This is a genomic window from Candidatus Planktophila vernalis (genome assembly GCF_002288185.1).
GTDB lineage: Bacteria > Actinomycetota > Actinomycetes > Nanopelagicales > Nanopelagicaceae > Planktophila > Planktophila vernalis.
Genome location: NZ_CP016776.1, coordinates 227,373 through 245,613, shown reverse-complemented (window position 1 = coordinate 245,613; position 18,241 = coordinate 227,373). Strand labels below are relative to the sequence as shown.

Here is an 18,241-nt window from a genome sequence, read left to right as displayed (position 1 = left end):
ATCCACTGGCGAGATTTTTTATTTGATTCGAAGTGAGTTAGTAACCACAAAGAGTGAGGAAAGCGCCATTGCCCCTGCGGCATAAATAGGTTGCAAGTAGCCAAGGGCTGCAATGGGCAAGCCAATAACGTTATAGATCAACGCCCAACCCATATTCAAACGGATGATCTTTAAGGTTTTTTGTGAAAGCTTGAGCGCTGAAATTACACTTCCCAAACCTGAGTTCATCAAGGTGATGTCAGCAGAAGAAATCGCTGTGTCAGTGCCTGTTCCCATGGCCATAGATAAATCAGCAGCGGTTAAGGCTGCAGCATCATTGATTCCATCGCCAATCATAAGAACACAATGTCCTTGGGCCTTTAACTTCTCAACAATAACTAATTTGGTCTCTGGCATAGCTGCAGAAATAACGTGCTCGCTATCAATACCCACAGTTAAAGCAACTGCGGCAGCAACTTCTGCGCTATCTCCCGTGACAAGCCATGGTGTGATTCCCATTGATTTGAGATTAGTAATTGTCTCTGCTGCATCGCTCTTTAATTGATCGCCAACAGCAAAGACAGCTAATGCAACGCCATCCCATGCCAAAACTGAAACTGTTAAGCCAGCATTTTGCCCAGCTGTGACAGCTGCCTTAATTTCTGGGTGAAAATCTGTGCAGCTGTGCGCAACAGCTGCTGGTGAACCGATCAAAACCACAGGTGATTGAGTTCCAAGATTTACACGGCCCGCAGCTCCAGATCCCGGTGTAACAGAGAAGTCTGTTACCGCATGGTTCTTTGCACCAGCACTGAGTGCGTAGCGAGAAATGGCCAGAGCAACTGGGTGGGAATTTGCTGATTCAATCGCATTTGCTGAAGAAAGAATCGTTGCTTCATTAATAAGGGACGCAAAGGATGAACCTAGTACTGCGCCGGCGGCGGCAGAGATAGTTGCGTTCTGCACATTCATAACACCCTCTGTGAGTGTTCCAGTCTTATCAAAGACAACTGTGTCCACTTTACGTGCAACTTCTAGAACTCGTGGTTCACGCAGGACTATTCCACGTTGTGCACCGCGTCCTGATGCAACAAGTAATGCAACAGGTGTTGCAAGTCCCAGAGCACATGGACAAGCGATTACAAGCACGGTGATCGCCACAGAAATAGATTGTGTGAGGCTATAGCCGCTCAAATACCAAGCAGCAAATGTTCCAATTGAAAGAACCGTAACAATCGGAACAAAGACTGCACTAATTCGATCTGCTAAGCGCTGAATGGGAGCTTTGGTTCCTTGTGCACTAATCACCATTGCAGTGATGCGGGCAAGTTCAGTATCACTGCCTACTCGTGTGGCCCGCACAATTAATCGACCGTTGTGATTAACAGATGCGCCAATTACTTGAGATCCAGGACCGACATCTACAGGTTTTGATTCACCTGTGAGCATTGAGTTATCAACTGTGCTCTGCCCGCTAACAACAATGCCATCAGTTGCAACACGATCTCCTGGTCTAACTTCAAATTCATCACCGATTTGTAGCTGTTCGATTGGAACTATAAGTGGGAATCCCCCACGAACAATCGTTACCTCTTTACTACCTAGAGCTAAGAGAGATGAAAGGGCCGCACCCGCACGTGCCTTGGCTCTTGTTTCTAAGAAACGTCCAAGGATGACAAAGAAAATAACACCGGCAGCAACTTCGGTATAAACATCGCCCTCACCAGTTGCATTCGCATAAATCGACCATGTGAATGCTGCAATTGAACCCATCGAAATGAGGTTGTCCATAGTTGGATGCTTGAGATTTCGGAGCGCAGCACGGTGGATTGGCCAAGCAACAAGTAAAACAACAGGTGCACTGAGTGCAATTACCAGCCATGCTGTGGCTGAATAGAGTGGATGTGGAAGTCCAAAGAGATCTAACTGATCATGAATCCACATATCGATTGCATGGTGCCAACTCATAACCATCGAGAGAGCTACGGCAGGAACTGAAAAAATAAAAGCAAAGAATAAGGCGCGTGCTGATTTCTTACTATGCAACGTTACTGCCTGGGCATCTTGCAAAAGACTGGCTTTATATCCTGCTTTTTCAACTGTTTTGATTAATTCTTTAACATCCATATCCGCAGGTGCCAAAATGTGTGCGGTCTCTGTTGCAAAGTTAATGGTTGCTCGAACGCCATCCATGTTATTGAGCGCTTTTTCAACTGCATTCACGCAGGATGAACAGGTCATTCCCTCAATAGCAAGGGTTGTGGGTTCTAGGATCGTTTCAGTTGCCATTATCGATTATGCATTCAACGCTTTGATTAAAACTTCATGGACTGCCTTGTTTGTTGAAACCCCACTGCCACCAAATGGACCGTGTTTACCTGAAGTATTTGTAAACACTCCTCCGGCTTCGCGAACAATGATGTCTAGGGCAGCCATGTCCCACACAGCAAGAGTTGGTTCAATGGCGATATCTACTGCGCCTTCTGCAACCAACATGTGTGACCAAAAATCGCCCATTCCCCGAGTGCGCCAAGCAGTAGAAAGAATTGAGTTAAAAGCCTTTAAGCGTGTACCAAAACCAACAAAATCTGAATATGCAACTGATGCATCAGTTATAGATGCAACTTGTGAGACTGCTAATTTTCTACTCTGGCCATTAAAGGTGACATATGCACCCTCACAACATGATGCATACCAACGTCGCGCCAATGCTGGAGAACTAGCAATTCCAACTACAACTTCTTGTGTGCCATCTTCTGCAACTTCGACAAGTGCAATAAGAGTTGCCCAAGTTGGAACTCCGCGCATAAAGTTTTTAGTTCCATCAATGGGATCTATGACCCAATAACGCTTGGCACCTGTGATATCACTCCCAAACTCTTCTCCCAGCAGTCCATCATTAGGGCGGTGCGTTGCAAGTGCTTCTCTGATTGCCGTTTCTACAGCGCGATCAGCATCAGTAACTGGTGTGTTATCTGGCTTGGTAGTAATTACTAAATCTAAAGATTGATAGCGATCGAGTGAGATTGCATCTGCAATATCGGCCAGTAGGTGTGCCAAAGCTAAATCTTCGGCGTACTTACTTTCGCTCATTTTCTATTCTTCTCTCAATCAACTCATGCGCCTTATCTACAGATTGAATACTAATCCTCTGGCACAAATACTGCTTGGTCCTTGACCGATAACAACGAACGAAGGCTGCTTAATCTGGCTGCTCTCTCAGGGTCAACTACCCCGTTAGGCGCAGCCCATGCATCAAGTTTGCAAGAGCTTTCAGCGTGTGAGCAATTCGACAAACATGTTGCAGCTACAAGAGAGAGATCTGTGAAGGCATCAACAATTCGACTGACATCGATATGCGAGAGTCCGAATGCTCTAATTCCTGGTGTATCAATAATCCATCCATCGTGTGTGTCTAGTGCAAGTGCAACTGCGCTAGATGATGTGTGTCGACCACGACCCGTTGCCTCATTCACATCACCAGTTAAGCGATCTGCATCTGGAACAAGTGCGTTAATAAGTGTTGATTTACCAACACCTGAATGACCAACGAGTACAGAGATTTTGCCTGAAAGCATCTGGTGTAACGCTTCTAAATCTTTCTCACGAGAATCACTCTTAATTGCAGTGTGCAGGATTTCAACATCTAACTTTGCATACTCAGCTAGAAACTCTGGAACAACTCCCAAATCTGTTTTAGTGACTACTAACTTTGGCGTAATACCTTCGGTAAAGGCTGAAACAAGAAAACGGTCAATGAGACCACGTCGTGGTTCAGGATTAAGGGCTGCAACAACAATGACAAGTTGATCTACGTTGGCAACAATTGTGCGCTCAACTTGAGCAGCATCATCAACAGTTCTGCTCAGTGAGTTTCTGCGCTCATTGACTGAAACGATGCGAGCCAAACTTCCTTCATCGCCGGTAACATCACCAACAATAGAAACTCGATCGCCCACCACAACAGATTTAGGTCCAAGTTCTCTTGCACGCATTGCAGTGATAATGACGCCTTCATCAGTAACACATGTTTGTCGCCCGCGATCAACTCCAGTGACAAGTGCTGAAATAGCAGTGGAGTGGCTAGGACGATCTTTACTTCGTGGACGTGTGCTGCGCGCAGGCCTTACGCGCGCATCTGATTCATCGTATTCGCGTGGGCTCATGATGATCTTTTCTGGCTAAACAAGAAGAGAACTCCATAGCCCTGGAAAATCAGGCAGAGTCTTGCGAGTGGTTGCAATGTTTTCCACTTCAATACCTGGAACAACTAAACCAAGAACAGCACCTGCCGTCGCTAGGCGGTGGTCGTCATATGTGTGGAATACACCGCCATGTAATGGAGCTGGAGTTATGTGAAGCGCACTTTCTTCCTCAACTACATCTCCACCTAGAGCATTTATTTCGCGTGTGAGAGCAGCAAGGCGATCAGTTTCATGCAGGCGAAGGTGTGCAATGCCGCGCAAATGTGACGGTGAATCGGCAAGGGCTGCAACTGCTGCAATAGATGGAGTTAGTTCGCCAACATCATGTAAATCAATATCAATTCCATGAATCACACCAGTTCCACTTAAGGTTAATCCGCGCTCATCCATTAAAACTTTTGCACCCATTTGCGTGAAGATTGAACGCAGTTGATCCCCAGGCTGAGTAGTGGTCTTAGGCCAATCGGCAATAGTGACACTTCCACCGCAAACCATGGCAAGAGATAAAAATGGTGCAGCATTTGATAGATCAGGTTCAATAACTAACTCTTGACCATGAAGTTTTCCAGCCTTAACACTCCATGATTGCGCTGCTTTATCAACTTCTACATCTGCTCCAAAGCTGCGCAACATATCAACAGTCATTTCAATGTGCGGCATAGATGGAAGTTGACCACCTTTATGTGTTGCAACAATGCCATTTTCAAAACTTGGTGCAACCAATAGAAGTGCTGATAAGAACTGGCTAGATGCACTTGCATCAATTGTTAGAGCACCTCCTGGAATCTTGCCAGTTCCATGTAATTTCAAGGGCAAGCTGTATCGACCATCATGCTCAATTGAAATCCCTAATTCCTCTAAAGCTTTAATTACAGGCCCCAGTGGGCGCTCATAAGAACGTGGATCACCATCGAATGCAACATCACCAGTTGCAAGGGCTGCAAGTGGAGGAAGAAAGCGCATCACTGTTCCAGCATTTCCAACATCAATTTTCACGCCGCCGCGAAGTGGAGCCGGTGTGATAACCCACTGAAGTTCTTCTACGCCATTGGTTGTTACGTTCTTTTCTTCAATCCCAACCCCCAGTGCACGCAAGCCCGCAACCATCAATTCGCTATCGCGAGAAACAAGTGGGCGGCGAAGAATGGATGGGGAATCAGCTTGGGCTGCCAATATCAATGCACGGTTAGTTACAGATTTAGATCCGGGAATGACAACGAAGGCCTCTACTGGTTGTGCGCCGCGAAAGAGCGCGGGCCAGTGTGCGTTGTTATTCATCATCGCCTAAGTCTATCGCGGCTAACAACACTCTCGTTTTACGCATATCCTTTGCACATGTGTGGTCGTTATGCGCAAAGTGCAGATATGCGCGAACTCATGGAGCAATTTGAAGTCACGGGCAGCGCTCCTGGCCAATCCATTCCAGTGAATTGGAATATCGCCCCAACGAATCCCATTTATATTGTTCGCTCCCCCATTAAAGAAGAAAGTGAAACCAAGAAAGATTTGGCCATAGTTTCCTGGGGATTAATCGCTCCATGGTTAAGTGATGTCGCAGAAGCAAAAACATCACAATCTCGGGCCATTAATGCACGCAGTGAAAGTGTTCATGAAAAACCAACCTTCAGAGATGCATTTAAACAACGCAGATGTTTAGTTCCAGCCCAGGGTTATTACGAATGGGCAACTGCGTTAGGGCAATACAAGCCAAAGCAAGCTTTCTATATTTCTTCTCGCGATGGTGCACAGCTCTCAATCGCAGGAATTTGGAGTAGTTGGCGCGCACCTAACGGTGAAGTAATTGAGAGCGCATCTATTATTACTCAAGAGGCACAAGGTGAACTTGCAACGATTCACAGCAGAATGCCAGTCTTTATGCCGCGAGATCGTTGGGAAACTTGGCTTGATCCTGAGAATAAAGAGATTGAAGGATTACGAAACTTAATGCAGGTCCAATCCCCCGAATCAATAGTCAAGGCCCACCCCGTTTCATCGCAGGTTAACTCAGTTGCAAACAATGGAGCCCAGCTCATTGAGGCAATTGAATTGGGTGAGCCAGAGACCCTGTTTTAGCGATAATCTTTGCTAGCAATGACATCGACAGATTTAGTTAAAGAGAGCTCAGCGGAGCGTGCTGCCCGCTTTGAGCGAGATGCCCTTGCATTTACAAACCAGCTCTATGCCGCAGCGTTGCGCTATACAAGAAATCCTGATGATGCTAAAGATTTAGTTCAAGACACTTACCTAAAAGCCTTTGCTTCATTCCACCAATTTGAACCTGGAACTAATTTAAAAGCCTGGCTCTATCGCGTTTTAACAACTACTTTTATTAACACCTATCGCAAAGACCAGCGCCGCCCTCAACTATCTTCTGGTGAAATCGAAGATTGGCAGTTAGCAGATGCGGCATCACACACTAGTGATCAAGGAAAATCAGCAGAAGTAGAAGCACTTGAAAATCTGCCCGATAGCGACATCAAACGAGCTCTACAAGAAATCCCTGAAGAGTTTCGCATTGCCGTCTATTTGGCTGACGTTGAAGGCTTTTCTTATAAGGAGATTGCTGAGATTGTCGGTGTGCCAGCTGGAACAGTGATGTCCAGACTTCACCGGGGAAGAAAACAGCTACGTGAGCGGTTAACAGAGTATGCAAAGGAACTTGGTTACAACGTTAAAGCCAAGCCTTCGGCTAAGAAATCTGACCCTGATGAGGGGGCAGAATCATGAGTTTCTCATTTGTAACGCCTTGTAGCCAAGTTCTTAACTCCTTCGTGCTACTTATTGAAGGCAATATTGAGCCACCACAGATGCAGGTCATTGAAGTTCACGTTGCCCAGTGCCCTGCCTGTGAAGCAGAGCTTGCCCACGAGCGAGCGATGCACTCTCTAGTTCAACAAGTCCTGCAGCGAACATGTAATGAAGAAGCACCGCAAGAACTTCATAACGCCATCTTCAACCAAATTCATGGCCAAGCAGCTGGGGCATTTACCGAAGTTGTCACACAGTTCAGCATGACGGAGATTTCCATCGAGATTGATGAGTTCGGCCAAGTCGAACACCGTGAAGTTACGATCGAACACACCGAAGAAATTCGATACATCAATGAAGGCGATAATCCCACTACTTAAGGCTTAAGCAGGTAAGTTATTAATCATGAAACCTGCTGAGGAAGTCATCGGAGCCGTTGGTTTAACGGTCATGACTGTGCGGGCTGGTGACACATCTGTTGCAATGGGAATTGGTGATTTACCAATCGTTTCTCAATCACAGTTAATTTCACTCATGGAGCATGCAGCAATCATTTCTATGGATGAGCATTTAGAGCCAGAAGAAACAACAATTCCCATTAGTTTTGAAATGATTACTTTGAGCCCATCATCTATCGGCGCTGAACTGCGTGCAGTTTCGCGCTGTATTGAGATTGAAAACCGAGAGTTAACTTTTGAATGTGAAGTTTATGAAGGTGAGCGCCAAGTTGCAGCTGCCATGATAAAAAGATCGGCGGTGGAGCGAGTTTCATTCCTCGCCCGCACCGCCGCGCAATCTTTAATTTCTTAAGCTTTTTTAGTTGCCCAGAAAATCTCTGCTATTTCATCAATCTTTGCGATCAACTTGTCTGCAACTGCAACATCTTGAGTTCCCTTTGTTCCTGCAGCACCTGCAAGCTTTGTTGCATCATTAAATAGTGAGTGCAGTTGTGGGTATGCCTCAAAGTGTGGAGCCTTGAAATAGTCAGTCCATAGAACCCATAGGTGTTCTTTGACTTGGTGTGAGCGCTCTTCTTTGATTGCAACAGAACGTGAGCGGAAATCCGCATCAGGATTTGCTGCATATTTCTCCATGCATGCCTTTACAGATAGAGCCTCAATCTTTGCTTGGGCTGGATCGTAAACACCACATGGAAGATCGCAGTGTGCGTAGACAGTTGTCTTTGGTGCAAACATGTTCTCTCCTCATTTATAAATTCGTGCCACTGGCACGCAGTTCGCATCGACTGAAGGAACTACAAGTGCGAGACTACCGCCCATGAGCAAATTTGGCACAGTCAAGGTCTCGTGTGGCTCCATGCTTCCCGCATACCGAGATGGGGATTGGCTCTTTGTCAGTTGGATAGATGGAGCGGCGGCTTTAGAGGCAGTTGGAAAATCCATTCTCGGCAAGGTCGTTGTAATAGAACGCGAAGAAAGACCTGGAATCTTTTTAGTTAAACGAGTTCAGAAGTTTCATAGCGGCAAGTTTTGGGTTGAGGGCGATGCTAACGAGAGCACTGATTCACGAACATGGGGTTGGATAGCAGCCGAAGAGATTGTTGGTGTGGTTCTCTTTCGCTACAAGCGAGGAAAGAAAATCGCTTAGCGAGTAAAAGCTTCGAGCATTAATGCTTTTTGCTCATCTTCATGCAAGTGATGATTTCCAGTTGCAGGTGAAGCTGTTGCTCTGCGAGAAATACGACGCAAGATACGAGAACCAAATCCATGACCACCATGTTGTTCTGAAGTACGAAGTGCAATATGTGACCATGGACCTTGATTTGCAGGTTCATCTTGCACCCACAACAAGTTAGCATTTGGATGCTTATTTGCTTCTGCAACCATTTCATCAATTGGAAGTGGATACAAAAGTTCAACACGAACAATTGCAGTTGAACTTTCACCAAGCTTTGTGCGCTCTGCAACTAGGTCGTGATAAACCTTGCCAGAACAGAAAATCACGCGAGAGGCGTTACTGACTGAATCATCAGCAATAACTGGCTGGAAGTGTCCTGAAGTGAAATCACTCAACGCAGATGCTGCAGCCTTTAGGCGCAACATTGATTTAGGTGTGAAGACAATCATTGGGCGGCGAGCAGGGTTCTTTGCGTGCCAGCGCAGTAAGTGGAAGTAAGAAGCAGGTGATGATGGCTGAGCCACAGTCATGTTTTGTTCTGCGCATAGTTGTAGATAGCGCTCAATACGTCCTGATGAGTGATCTGGTCCTTGCCCTTCATAACCATGAGGCAAGAGAAGAACTACGGAAGAGCGCTCACCCCACTTTTGAAGAGCTGATGAAATGAACTCATCAATAATTGTTTGTGCGCCGTTAGCAAAATCTCCGAATTGGCCTTCCCATAAAACAAGGGCTTCTTCGCGCTCAACGCTATATCCATATTCAAATCCCATGGCTGCATATTCGCTGAGCAGTGAGTCAACAACAAAGAAGTGATTTTCATCAGAGATTAAGGCGCGAAGCGGTGTCCACTCATTACCGTTTTCTTTATCAACAATTACTGCGTGACGGTTAGAGAAAGTTCCACGTCGTGCATCTTGACCAGCAAGGCGAATTGGTCGTCCTTCTTTAAGAAGTGAACCAAATGCCAACATCTCTCCTGTCGACCAATCAATTGATGCATCGTTAAGTGATTCAACGCGCTTAGCCAACTGTGGTGAAAGTTTTGGATGAATACTAAAGCCCTCTGGAGTTGCGATTTGAGTTGCAGCAATTTCGCGCGCAAGCTGCTCTGGAATTGAAGTAACAATTGTGTTTGCATCCGGTGCAACCGGTGCCTTGAAGTTTGGATCAGTTTGCGCACTCAAGTTATTAACTGCAGCAAAGACAGCTTCTAGTTGAGTTTGGTAATCGCGTGCTACTTCTTCTGCCTCTTCAACTGTTATGTCACCACGGCCAATAAGTGCTTCGGTATAAAGGTGGCGTGTAGAGCGCTTTGCATCAATGAGTTTATACATCAACGGCTGAGTAAAGCTTGGCTCGTCACCTTCATTGTGACCACGACGGCGGTAGCAAACCATGTCAATAACAACATCTTTATTAAATTCTTGACGATATTCAAACGCTAAACGAGCAATGCGAACACATGCCTCTGGATCATCACCATTCACGTGGAAAACAGGGGCCTGGATAATCTTGGCAAAATCAGTGGAATAACGTGAAGATCGTGCTGAACTTGGTGAAGTAGTGAAACCAACCTGATTATTAATAACAATATGGATAGTTCCACCTGTGCGATAGCCGGCTAATTGAGACATCTGAAGAACTTCTGCGTTAACGCCTTGTCCAGCAAAAGCGGCATCTCCGTGAAGCAAGATTGGAAGCACTGAATAAGCATGTTTAACATTGATTCGATCTTGCTTAGCGCGAACAATGCCCTCTAGGACTGGGTTTACCGCTTCCAAGTGTGAAGGGTTTGCTGCTAGATAAATCTTTGTTGTTGCACCAGAGTGCGCGGTAAAAACACCTTCAGTACCCAAGTGGTACTTAACGTCGCCAGAACCTTGAACTTGATTTTCTGCGTAGTGACCTTGGAACTCTTGGAAGATTTGTCCTGCAGATTTTCCAGCAATATTTGCCAATACGTTAAGGCGTCCACGGTGTGGCATTCCAATACAGACTTCATCAAGCTTTATCTCTGCCGCAGATGAAATGACAGCATCTAGTAGTGGAATTACCGATTCGCCACCTTCTAGTGAGAAACGCTTTTGTCCAACAAACTTGGTCTGTAAGAAGTTTTCAAATGCTTCGGCGCTATTGAGCTTATAGAGAATTCGAAGTTGTTCTTCACGCGGTAATACCTGCACGCCAACTTCAACGCGCTCTTGAATCCATTTGCGCTCTGCTGGGTCATCGATATACATGTACTCAACACCTACTGTGCGACAGTATGAGTCACGCAAGATTCCAAGAATCTTACGAAGCAACATGAACTTCTGGCCACCAAATCCACCAGTAGCAAACTCACGATCTAGATCCCACAAAGTTAATCCATGGTTTTGAACATCTAAATCTGGATGGTTGCGCTGGACATATTCAAGAGGATCAAAATCTGCCATTAAGTGGCCATTGGTGCGATATGCCTGAATTAACTGCTGAATGCGAGCTGTCTTATCAATCTCTTCATCATGGACAAACTCTTTATCTGCTGCCCAGCGAATTGGCTCATATGGGATATGCAGGGCTGCAAAGATTTCATCATAGAAACCATCTGCTCCCAGAATGTATTCATGCATTCTGCGCAGGAAATCACCTGAAGTTGCGCCTTGAATAATGCGGTGATCGTAAGTACTGGTGAGAGTAACGACCTTACTAATGGCAAGACGGGCCAATGTCTCTTCACTAGAGCCCGCAAATTCAGCTGGGTAATCCAGCGCTCCAACACCCAGAATCAAACCCTGTCCTTGAACAAGACGTGGCACTGAGTGAACTGTTCCAATTGTTCCTGGATTAGTAATAGACATTGTTGTGCCAGCAAAATCTTCAACAGTTAAAGAACCATCGCGTGCCTTTTTAACTACTGCTTCATACGCACTACGGAACTGCGCGAAATCTAAAGACTCACAACCCTTGACTGAAGGAACCAAGAGCTGGCGTGATCCATCAGGTTTAGCTAAATCAATTGCAACGCCAAGGTTGATGTGTTCAGGTTTGCCAATAGCTGGCTTGCCATCTAATTCACCAAAGAATGCATTCATCTCTGGCATTGCACGAACTGCCTTGATCATTGCATAAGCGATGATGTGTGTGAATGAAACTTTTCCACCGCGAGCGCGTTTCATGTGATTGTTAATCACAATGCGGTTATCAATCATTAACTTGGCAGGAACTGCGCGCACTGACGTTGCAGTCGGAACTGAAAGTGAAGCTTCCATGCTTTGAACAACGCGGGCAGAAACTCCGCGGATTACTTCAAGAGTTGACGCACTTGGTGTGCTTAAAACTGGAGCTGGCTTAACAACTGGATCTGCAGGCTTTGGTTGTGGTGCTGCACTCTCGCGAACGATTGGTTGAACGTGCGGAACTGGTGCTGCAGGTTCTGGTTGTGGTGCTGCAGCTTTTTGTGCAGCTTTGGGCACTGGTGGAACACCTTTAGAAACTGGAGTTGATGAAGCTGTCGCAGGAGAACCTGGTTTATTGTTTTTAAAGTACTCAACCCACGCAGGGTCTACGGAAGAAGGATCCTGCAGATAGTGCTCGTACATTTCATCGACGAGCCAATCATTTGCACCAAAATCCTGTGCCGACACTGGCGAACTCCTTCTGGGCGGTTATTAGGTAAAGCCTATAGCCATGCGGGGCTGGCTTAAACTAAAAAACTGCCACTAAAGCGCGAGATAGGCCACAAAATCACTGCTTTTATCGCCCTCTATCGATCTGATGCCCCTAGAGCCCTACGGCACGTTCAATCTCTGCCACGGCATCGGAAATATCGTGAACCACCGAGACATCTTTGCAATCAATATGGCTCCACCCAGGTCCACCCAGAACCATTCTGGGCATTGGCCTGATAGCTGGGATGTCATTGAAAAACTTTGGGTCAGCATTTTTGGAAAGCTGCGCCCACAAAAACACAGCAGGTGGAGCAGAGCGCGTAATCATTGCTGACAAAGCTTCAAGTGGAGTTCTAGCTCCAAGAAAATAGGTTTCGATTTTGCGTTCTGCAAGTGCAGCAGCAAGTGCATGCAGTGCAAGTGAGTGCAGTTCTTCTCCAACGGATGCAAGTAGAACTGGGTGAGCATTCACAGGCTTTCTGATGTCCTCAACATGCTCTCGCAAAATCCCTTTAAGTACCTCGGTCAGCAAGTGCTCGACTTCAATGCCATCGCCACTTGCCTCCCACTCATTGCCCACAATGAGTAAAAGAGGAACTATGACTTCAGACCAGGATTGTTCAACACCGTATTGCGCTAAATCCTTGCGCAAAGCCGCCTCAATAAATTTCTTATCCAGCCCCTTTGCCGCTTTGTGGAGGGCTGCAACTAACTCTTCGCGAACAACATAATCAGTAACTATTGTTTCAAGGTTAACTGTGCCTTTGTGGCTCTTTGCTTGTGCGGCAGCGTCACAGGGTGAAACACCGCTAGTAATTAATCTGCGCATTAATGTCAGGCGAGCTAAATCGGCTGGGCAGTATCGTCGGTGCTCGCCACTTTCATGAGCAGAAGGTCCAAGGCCATAACGGCGATCCCAGGTACGAAGGGTGGCAGGGGCTACACCGATGCGCCGGGCTACGGCTGCCACAGTCAGAAGCTCTTCTTTAGTTGACACGGGCCAATCGTGGCCTGAAGTGGGCCAACTCACCAGTTGAAACACGCCCATGAACAACTTCTGGAGCGTTGGGGCTTGAACAACCTATGGCGCGGTTGTAGAGTATCGCCATGGCTGAAATCTCGCGTTTACCCCGTCCCGTGGCTGATGAATGGGAATGGCAGTACGAAGGTTCATGCCGCGAGCTTCCAAGTGAGATGTTTTTTCATCCTGATGGAGAACGTGGTCCGCGCCGACGCAATCGTGAAAACACTGCAAAAGCAATATGTGCTGCATGTCCAGTAATTGCTGCATGCCGAGCACACGCACTTGCTGTGCAAGAGCCATATGGAATTTGGGGCGGTCTTTCAGAAGATGATCGCTTAGCAATTTTAGGTAAAGACGTTACTCCAGATGTTTCACATGCATCATAAGTTTTAACTCTCCTCCTGAGTTGAAAAAGAAAAGCCCCGCAGATTTTTCTGCGGGGCTTTTCTACTGAGTTCTTTTCTTAGTGGCTGTGTCCACCTGGGCCATGTGAGTGTCCATGTCCGCCTGCAGCTTCAGCTGCTGCTTGCTCTGCTGGCTTTTCGAATACAACTGCTTCAGTTGTAATGAACATTGCTGCAATTGATGCAGCGTTAGCTAGAGCTGAACGAGTTACCTTCACTGGATCGATGACGCCATCTTTTGCAAGATCGCCATAGATATCAGTTGCAGCATTGAAACCTTCATTAGGCTTCATTGCACGAACCTTTGCAACTACTACGTAGCCTTCAAGTCCTGCATTCTCTGCAATCCAACGAAGTGGCTCATCGCAAGCCTTGCGCACTAAACGCACGCCGACTGCCTTATCGCCAGTAAATCCAAGATCGCCTTCTAAGGCATCGGCTGCATGCACAAGTGCTGCGCCTCCACCAACAACGATTCCTTCTTCAACTGCTGCGCGAGTAGCTGAGATTGCATCCTCAAGACGGTGCTTCTTTTCATTGAGCTCTACTTCAGTGTGTGCTCCAACCTTGATGACGCAAACGCCACCAGCAAGCTTTGCAACACGCTCTTGTAGCTTCTCTTTATCCCAAGAAGAATCTGAGTTTTCAATCTCTTTGCGAAGCTCGCCAACACGGGCAGCAACTGCGCCCTTGTCTCCAGCACCTTCAACAATTGTTGTTGCATCTTTTGAAACCACGATGCGACGTGCGCGACCGAGATCTTCTAAAGTTGCAGCATCTAGCTTCATACCAATTTCAGCAGAGATAACTTGTCCGCCAGTTAGCGTTGCGATGTCTTGCAACATTGCCTTGCGGCGATCACCAAAGCCAGGAGCTTTAACTGCTACGGAAGTAAACACTCCACGCATGCGGTTAACAACTAGCGTTGAGAGAGCCTCACCTTCGATGTCATCAGCGATGATCAAAAGTGGCTTTGATGTGGCAGATACTTTCTCAAGGATTGGAAGTAGTTCTGCTAAAGCAGAGATCTTTCCAGCTGAGATAAGTACGTATGCATCTTCAAGAATTGATTCCATACGATCTTGATCTGTTACGAAATATGGGGAAATGTAGCCCTTATCGAACTGCATACCTTCTGTGAACTCTAGGTCTAGACCAGTAGTAGATGCCTCTTCCACAGTAATAACGCCATCTTTACCCACACGATCCATTGCCTCAGCGATTAAATCACCGATGGCACGATCTTGAGCAGAGATAGTTGCAACATCTGCAATCTGTGCTTTTCCACTTACTGGAGTAGCTTGCTTGCGAAGGTTTTCTGAAACTGCAGCAACTGCAGCTTCGATGCCTTGCTTAATATCCATTGGCTGTGCGCCAGCTGCAAGGTTACGTAATCCTTCTTTAACCATTGCTTGAGCTAGAACAGTTGCAGTTGTAGTTCCGTCACCAGCAACATCATTAGTCTTAGTTGCTACTTCCTTAACTAGCTGTGCACCCATGTTTTCAGCAGGATCTGAAAGTTCGATCTCTTTTGCGATAGTCACGCCGTCGTTGGTGATAATTGGAGCACCGTATGACTTAGCGATTACTACGTTGCGACCCTTAGGTCCAAGAGTTACTTTTACGGTGTCAGCAAGAATGTTGACGCCACGTTCCATTGCTCGACGTGCTTGCTCGTCGAATTGAAGGGATTTTCCCATTTACTTCTCGATTACAGCGAGAATGTCGCGTGCTGAAAGAACCAAGAGGTCATCTCCACCGTGCTTGATTTCAGTTCCGCCGTACTTGCTATAAAGAACTACATCGCCAACTTTGACATCCATTGGAACGCGAACACCATCGTCAAAGCGACCTGGACCAACTGCAATAACAGTGCCCTCTTGTGGCTTTTCTTTTGCTGTATCTGGGATAACAAGACCAGATGCTGTTGTTGTTTCAGCTTCGTTTGTCTTGATTACGATGCGATCTTCTAGTGGCTTAATGGCCATGTGCCTAACTCCTTTTAGTTCAGATTTCCTCGTGCGGGCCCGGTTAGCAGTGTGGACCCGTGAGTGCTAACGCAAGGTTAGACGGGGCTATTCCAGACGGCAAATCGGCTAGGACAGGCTCACAACTGTTACTGGCAGGCTGGAATCGGCATCAAATGCCACAGGGCTAGGCTCACGCCCAGCTGCTGCCATGAGAGCGCCCAGGCTGGCCACCATCGCTCCGTTATCGGTGCAAAGGCCTGGGGCTGGGATCCGAAGCTGAATACCGGCCTTTTCACAGCGCAAAGCCGCCACCGCCCTTAATCTGGAGTTAGCGGCAACGCCTCCAGCAATAACCAATGAATCTATCCCGCTCTCCTTGCAGGCCGCCAGCGCCTTTAGCATCAAGACATCAACAATAGATTCTTGGAAAGAAGCTGCAACATCGGAGCGAACATAATCTGGAACGCTCTCTAAGTATCTGGCAACAGCAGTCTTTAAACCTGAGAAAGAAAAGTCATAGGGACGAGTTTGCCAATCATTGGAAGTTGTTAAACCACGTGGGAAATCAATTGCGGTGGCGTTGCCCTCTTTAGCAATTGCATCAATAGCAGGTCCTCCTGGAAAACCTAATTTCATTACTCTAGCTATTTTGTCAAAAGCCTCACCTGCAGCATCATCAATAGTCTGACCTAACTTCACAACCGACGATGTAATGTCATCGACCTGCAAAATTGAAGAGTGACCACCACTTACTAGTAATGCAATCGTTGGTTCAATCTCTTGGGCATGTGTTAAGTAATCAACACTAACGTGGGCCGCTAAATGATTAACTGCATAAATTGGTTTATCTAAACCAATAGCAAGACCTGCGGCAGATCCCACACCAACCAGCAACGCACCTACTAAACCAGGACCAGCTGTGACTGCAATTGCATCAATGTCGTTAAGTGAAACCTTTGCATCAGCTAGGGCTTTTTTAATCGTTGGCTGCATTGCCTCTAAGTGGGCTCTGCTAGCAATCTCAGGAACTACTCCCCCAAAACGTGCATGTTCTTCAACGCTAGATGCAATGACATTTGCCAGCAATGTGCGACCACGAACAATTCCAACCGCTGTTTCATCACATGAAGTTTCAATACCCAGAACTAATGGCTCGCTCATGGCAGCTCCTTGCGCATCACTAATGCATCAAAGCCGCTACCAAAGTAATCTTTTCGAACATTTAGCTTTGCATAACCAAGGGATTCATACAAAGATATCGCTTCAACATTGTCGGTTTTAACTTCTAGCATCATGGCAATTGAGCCTTGGTCTAGCGCCCACTTGGTAATGCTCGCCATTAATGCTCGAGCAATTCCTTGCCCACGATGCTGCGGGATAACGCCCACGGTTAAAACATCAGCTTCAGTGCCCCCTGGTGCAAAAACCCCTGCATAGCCAATAACTCTGCTTGCATCATCAAGTGCAACAACAAAGAGGCGCGTGGGGGCAGAGATCTCTTCGCGATATTGCCCCGCAGACCAAGGCGAATATGGAAACAACTCTTTATCTAAAGACACTAGAACAGGGATGTCAAAGGAGTTAGCGTCGCGATAAGTAATCATTTTCGATCCGCCGTTGCCACTGCATCAGGTCTGCGCAAATACATCGGTTCAATAATGTTGCCGGTAAGTGCAACTAGCGCTTTCATATCAGGATAAAGATCAGGATGAATAGGGGCACCTGAAACATCTGCTGGAAAACTCACAGCTGGTTCGCCAACACGAACTCCATCTTTATATCGAGCCCAATAAACCTCTTTGCGTCTGGCATCGACAGTGACAATAAAGTCTTTTTCATCAACCTGTGCTGCGATGGCATCGAGTGAGCACACTCCACGAACCAAAATCCCTCGCGCTAATGCAAAGCTTTGTGCAAAAGCGATTCCCACACGCAATCCTGTAAATGGCCCAGGCCCCATCCCAACTACAACTTCATCGATAGCAAAACCTTTGATGCCTTCTTGAACCAGTGAGGGAAGAGCTGGACCATGTTCTGTTGCACCATCTCTGTGCCCACTCCACAGTATTGATCCATCTTCAATAATCGCAACTGATGTGCGAGAAGTGGAGGTATCAATAGCTAGAGTAATTGTCATAGCGCAAAGCCATCCCAGCGAGCACCAATGGCTTTAATCTCAACTTGGCGAATCTCATTTGTTCTATCAATGCTTATCTCTAGGCGATCTTCACTCAAACGTGCAGATTCTGCTCCGCCCCACTCAACAACTGTGACTGAGTTTTCTGTGTCTAAATCCAGATCATCCAAATAAAGATTGGGGTTCTCGGTATCAATTAAGCGGTATGCATCCACGTGAATCATGGGAATGACTGCTTTATGTGTTCTAGAGATTACAAATGTAGGAGATGTGATGTCATCTATTCCTAAACCTTTGCCAATACCTTGGGCTAACACTGTCTTTCCTGCACCGAGGGGGCCATTAATGAGTATTAGGTCGCCAGCTTTGAGTTGCGCAGAAAGAGAGATGCCGAGAATAAGCATCTGCTCTGTGCTTGCTACCTCAATCTTCACCGCTTAAGAGTAAAGGAAACGGGGGCCTCGGTTTCCCGAAGCCCCCGTT

At 46.6% G+C, this 18,241-nt stretch carries 19 protein-coding genes; 6 read left to right on the top strand and 13 right to left on the bottom strand.

Annotated features, from left to right (window positions below):
• Positions 1-18: 18 nt before the first annotated feature.
• The 4 genes from A7sIIA15_RS01355 to aroA are packed head-to-tail and all read right to left on the bottom strand — an operon-like array spanning position 19 to position 5,462.
• Entirely contained in the window at positions 19-2,268 is a 2,250-nt protein-coding gene (locus tag A7sIIA15_RS01355; RefSeq protein ID WP_095685442.1) for a heavy metal translocating P-type ATPase, read from the bottom strand.
• A 6-nt stretch (positions 2,269-2,274) separates the two neighbouring features.
• Complete coding sequence (locus A7sIIA15_RS01350; RefSeq protein WP_095685441.1) at positions 2,275-3,072, bottom strand: inositol monophosphatase family protein; 798 nt, start codon at positions 3,070-3,072, stop codon at positions 2,275-2,277.
• A 50-nt stretch (positions 3,073-3,122) separates the two neighbouring features.
• A complete protein-coding gene (gene rsgA / locus A7sIIA15_RS01345) occupies positions 3,123-4,145 on the bottom strand; it encodes a ribosome small subunit-dependent GTPase A (protein WP_095685440.1) in 1,023 nt (340 codons plus the stop codon).
• A gap of 15 nt (positions 4,146-4,160) precedes the next feature.
• Positions 4,161-5,462 carry a 3-phosphoshikimate 1-carboxyvinyltransferase gene (gene aroA / locus A7sIIA15_RS01340; RefSeq protein ID WP_095685439.1) on the bottom strand — a complete coding sequence of 434 codons (1,302 nt, stop codon included), beginning with the start codon at positions 5,460-5,462 and terminating at the stop codon, positions 4,161-4,163.
• Positions 5,463-5,519: 57 nt separating this feature from the next.
• Between aroA and A7sIIA15_RS01335 the strand changes: the two genes are divergently transcribed.
• The 4 genes from A7sIIA15_RS01335 to A7sIIA15_RS01320 are packed head-to-tail and all read left to right on the top strand — an operon-like array spanning position 5,520 to position 7,742.
• Positions 5,520-6,257: an SOS response-associated peptidase gene (locus A7sIIA15_RS01335; protein ID WP_095685438.1), complete on the top strand. Its 738-nt coding sequence runs from the start codon at positions 5,520-5,522 to the stop codon at positions 6,255-6,257.
• 18 nt (positions 6,258-6,275) lie between these two features.
• Entirely contained in the window at positions 6,276-6,911 is a 636-nt protein-coding gene (locus A7sIIA15_RS01330) for a sigma-70 family RNA polymerase sigma factor (protein ID WP_095685437.1), read from the top strand.
• Positions 6,908-7,312: an anti-sigma factor family protein gene (locus tag A7sIIA15_RS01325; RefSeq protein ID WP_095685436.1), complete on the top strand. Its 405-nt coding sequence runs from the start codon at positions 6,908-6,910 to the stop codon at positions 7,310-7,312. Before A7sIIA15_RS01330 ends, A7sIIA15_RS01325 begins: the two co-directional genes overlap by 4 nt.
• 25 nt (positions 7,313-7,337) lie before the next feature.
• Positions 7,338-7,742, top strand: a complete 405-nt coding sequence (locus A7sIIA15_RS01320; protein WP_095685435.1) for a thioesterase family protein — start codon at positions 7,338-7,340, stop codon at positions 7,740-7,742.
• On the opposite strand, the gene sodN is transcribed toward A7sIIA15_RS01320, so the two are convergent.
• A complete protein-coding gene (sodN, locus tag A7sIIA15_RS01315) occupies positions 7,739-8,128 on the bottom strand; it encodes a superoxide dismutase, Ni (protein WP_029168497.1) in 390 nt (129 codons plus the stop codon). The genes A7sIIA15_RS01320 and sodN overlap by 4 nt on opposite strands.
• An 82-nt stretch (positions 8,129-8,210) precedes the next feature.
• On the opposite strand from sodN, the gene A7sIIA15_RS01310 reads away from it, so the two are divergent.
• Complete coding sequence (locus A7sIIA15_RS01310; protein ID WP_095685434.1) at positions 8,211-8,540, top strand: S26 family signal peptidase; 330 nt, start codon at positions 8,211-8,213, stop codon at positions 8,538-8,540.
• On the opposite strand, the gene A7sIIA15_RS01305 is transcribed toward A7sIIA15_RS01310, so the two are convergent.
• Entirely contained in the window at positions 8,537-12,199 is a 3,663-nt protein-coding gene (locus tag A7sIIA15_RS01305; RefSeq protein WP_095685433.1) for a multifunctional oxoglutarate decarboxylase/oxoglutarate dehydrogenase thiamine pyrophosphate-binding subunit/dihydrolipoyllysine-residue succinyltransferase subunit, read from the bottom strand. The genes A7sIIA15_RS01310 and A7sIIA15_RS01305 overlap by 4 nt on opposite strands.
• Before the next feature lie 136 nt (positions 12,200-12,335).
• On the bottom strand, positions 12,336-13,220 hold the full coding sequence (locus A7sIIA15_RS01300) for a MerR family transcriptional regulator (RefSeq protein WP_095685432.1): 885 nt from the start codon (positions 13,218-13,220) through the stop codon (positions 12,336-12,338).
• A gap of 110 nt (positions 13,221-13,330) precedes the next feature.
• On the opposite strand from A7sIIA15_RS01300, the gene A7sIIA15_RS01295 reads away from it, so the two are divergent.
• Positions 13,331-13,633, top strand: coding sequence for a WhiB family transcriptional regulator (locus A7sIIA15_RS01295; protein WP_095685431.1), 303 nt, complete (start codon positions 13,331-13,333; stop codon positions 13,631-13,633).
• Positions 13,634-13,710: 77 nt separating this feature from the next.
• Here the strand turns inward: A7sIIA15_RS01295 and groL are convergent, their stop codons facing one another.
• The 6 genes from groL to tsaE form a co-directional block, all read right to left on the bottom strand.
• Entirely contained in the window at positions 13,711-15,351 is a 1,641-nt protein-coding gene (groL, locus tag A7sIIA15_RS01290) for a chaperonin GroEL (protein WP_095685430.1), read from the bottom strand.
• Entirely contained in the window at positions 15,352-15,639 is a 288-nt protein-coding gene (gene groES / locus A7sIIA15_RS01285) for a co-chaperone GroES (protein WP_095685429.1), read from the bottom strand. It abuts the gene before it with no gap.
• A 108-nt stretch (positions 15,640-15,747) separates the two neighbouring features.
• Complete coding sequence (gene tsaD, locus A7sIIA15_RS01280) at positions 15,748-16,782, bottom strand: tRNA (adenosine(37)-N6)-threonylcarbamoyltransferase complex transferase subunit TsaD (protein WP_095685428.1); 1,035 nt, start codon at positions 16,780-16,782, stop codon at positions 15,748-15,750.
• Entirely contained in the window at positions 16,779-17,225 is a 447-nt protein-coding gene (gene rimI, locus A7sIIA15_RS01275) for a ribosomal protein S18-alanine N-acetyltransferase (RefSeq protein ID WP_095685427.1), read from the bottom strand. The genes tsaD and rimI overlap by 4 nt, the downstream gene beginning before the upstream one ends.
• A complete protein-coding gene (gene tsaB / locus A7sIIA15_RS01270; RefSeq protein ID WP_095685426.1) occupies positions 17,222-17,758 on the bottom strand; it encodes a tRNA (adenosine(37)-N6)-threonylcarbamoyltransferase complex dimerization subunit type 1 TsaB in 537 nt (178 codons plus the stop codon). Before tsaB ends, rimI begins: the two co-directional genes overlap by 4 nt.
• Complete coding sequence (gene tsaE / locus A7sIIA15_RS01265; RefSeq protein WP_223298264.1) at positions 17,755-18,192, bottom strand: tRNA (adenosine(37)-N6)-threonylcarbamoyltransferase complex ATPase subunit type 1 TsaE; 438 nt, start codon at positions 18,190-18,192, stop codon at positions 17,755-17,757. Before tsaE ends, tsaB begins: the two co-directional genes overlap by 4 nt.
• Positions 18,193-18,241 lie beyond the last annotated feature (49 nt).

Coding starts and splice junctions, on each gene's coding strand:
- A7sIIA15_RS01355 (WP_095685442.1), bottom strand. CDS start 2,268: ATGGCAACTGAAACGATCCTAGAACCCACAACCCTTGCTATTGAGGGA.
- A7sIIA15_RS01350 (WP_095685441.1), bottom strand. CDS start 3,072: ATGAGCGAAAGTAAGTACGCCGAAGATTTAGCTTTGGCACACCTACTG.
- rsgA (WP_095685440.1), bottom strand. CDS start 4,145: ATGAGCCCACGCGAATACGATGAATCAGATGCGCGCGTAAGGCCTGCG.
- aroA (WP_095685439.1), bottom strand. CDS start 5,462: ATGAATAACAACGCACACTGGCCCGCGCTCTTTCGCGGCGCACAACCA.
- A7sIIA15_RS01335 (WP_095685438.1), top strand. CDS start 5,520: ATGTGTGGTCGTTATGCGCAAAGTGCAGATATGCGCGAACTCATGGAG.
- A7sIIA15_RS01330 (WP_095685437.1), top strand. CDS start 6,276: ATGACATCGACAGATTTAGTTAAAGAGAGCTCAGCGGAGCGTGCTGCC.
- A7sIIA15_RS01325 (WP_095685436.1), top strand. CDS start 6,908: ATGAGTTTCTCATTTGTAACGCCTTGTAGCCAAGTTCTTAACTCCTTC.
- A7sIIA15_RS01320 (WP_095685435.1), top strand. CDS start 7,338: ATGAAACCTGCTGAGGAAGTCATCGGAGCCGTTGGTTTAACGGTCATG.
- sodN (WP_029168497.1), bottom strand. CDS start 8,128: ATGTTTGCACCAAAGACAACTGTCTACGCACACTGCGATCTTCCATGT.
- A7sIIA15_RS01310 (WP_095685434.1), top strand. CDS start 8,211: ATGAGCAAATTTGGCACAGTCAAGGTCTCGTGTGGCTCCATGCTTCCC.
- A7sIIA15_RS01295 (WP_095685431.1), top strand. CDS start 13,331: ATGGCTGAAATCTCGCGTTTACCCCGTCCCGTGGCTGATGAATGGGAA.
- groL (WP_095685430.1), bottom strand. CDS start 15,351: ATGGGAAAATCCCTTCAATTCGACGAGCAAGCACGTCGAGCAATGGAA.
- groES (WP_095685429.1), bottom strand. CDS start 15,639: ATGGCCATTAAGCCACTAGAAGATCGCATCGTAATCAAGACAAACGAA.
- tsaD (WP_095685428.1), bottom strand. CDS start 16,782: ATGAGCGAGCCATTAGTTCTGGGTATTGAAACTTCATGTGATGAAACA.
- rimI (WP_095685427.1), bottom strand. CDS start 17,225: ATGATTACTTATCGCGACGCTAACTCCTTTGACATCCCTGTTCTAGTG.
- tsaB (WP_095685426.1), bottom strand. CDS start 17,758: ATGACAATTACTCTAGCTATTGATACCTCCACTTCTCGCACATCAGTT.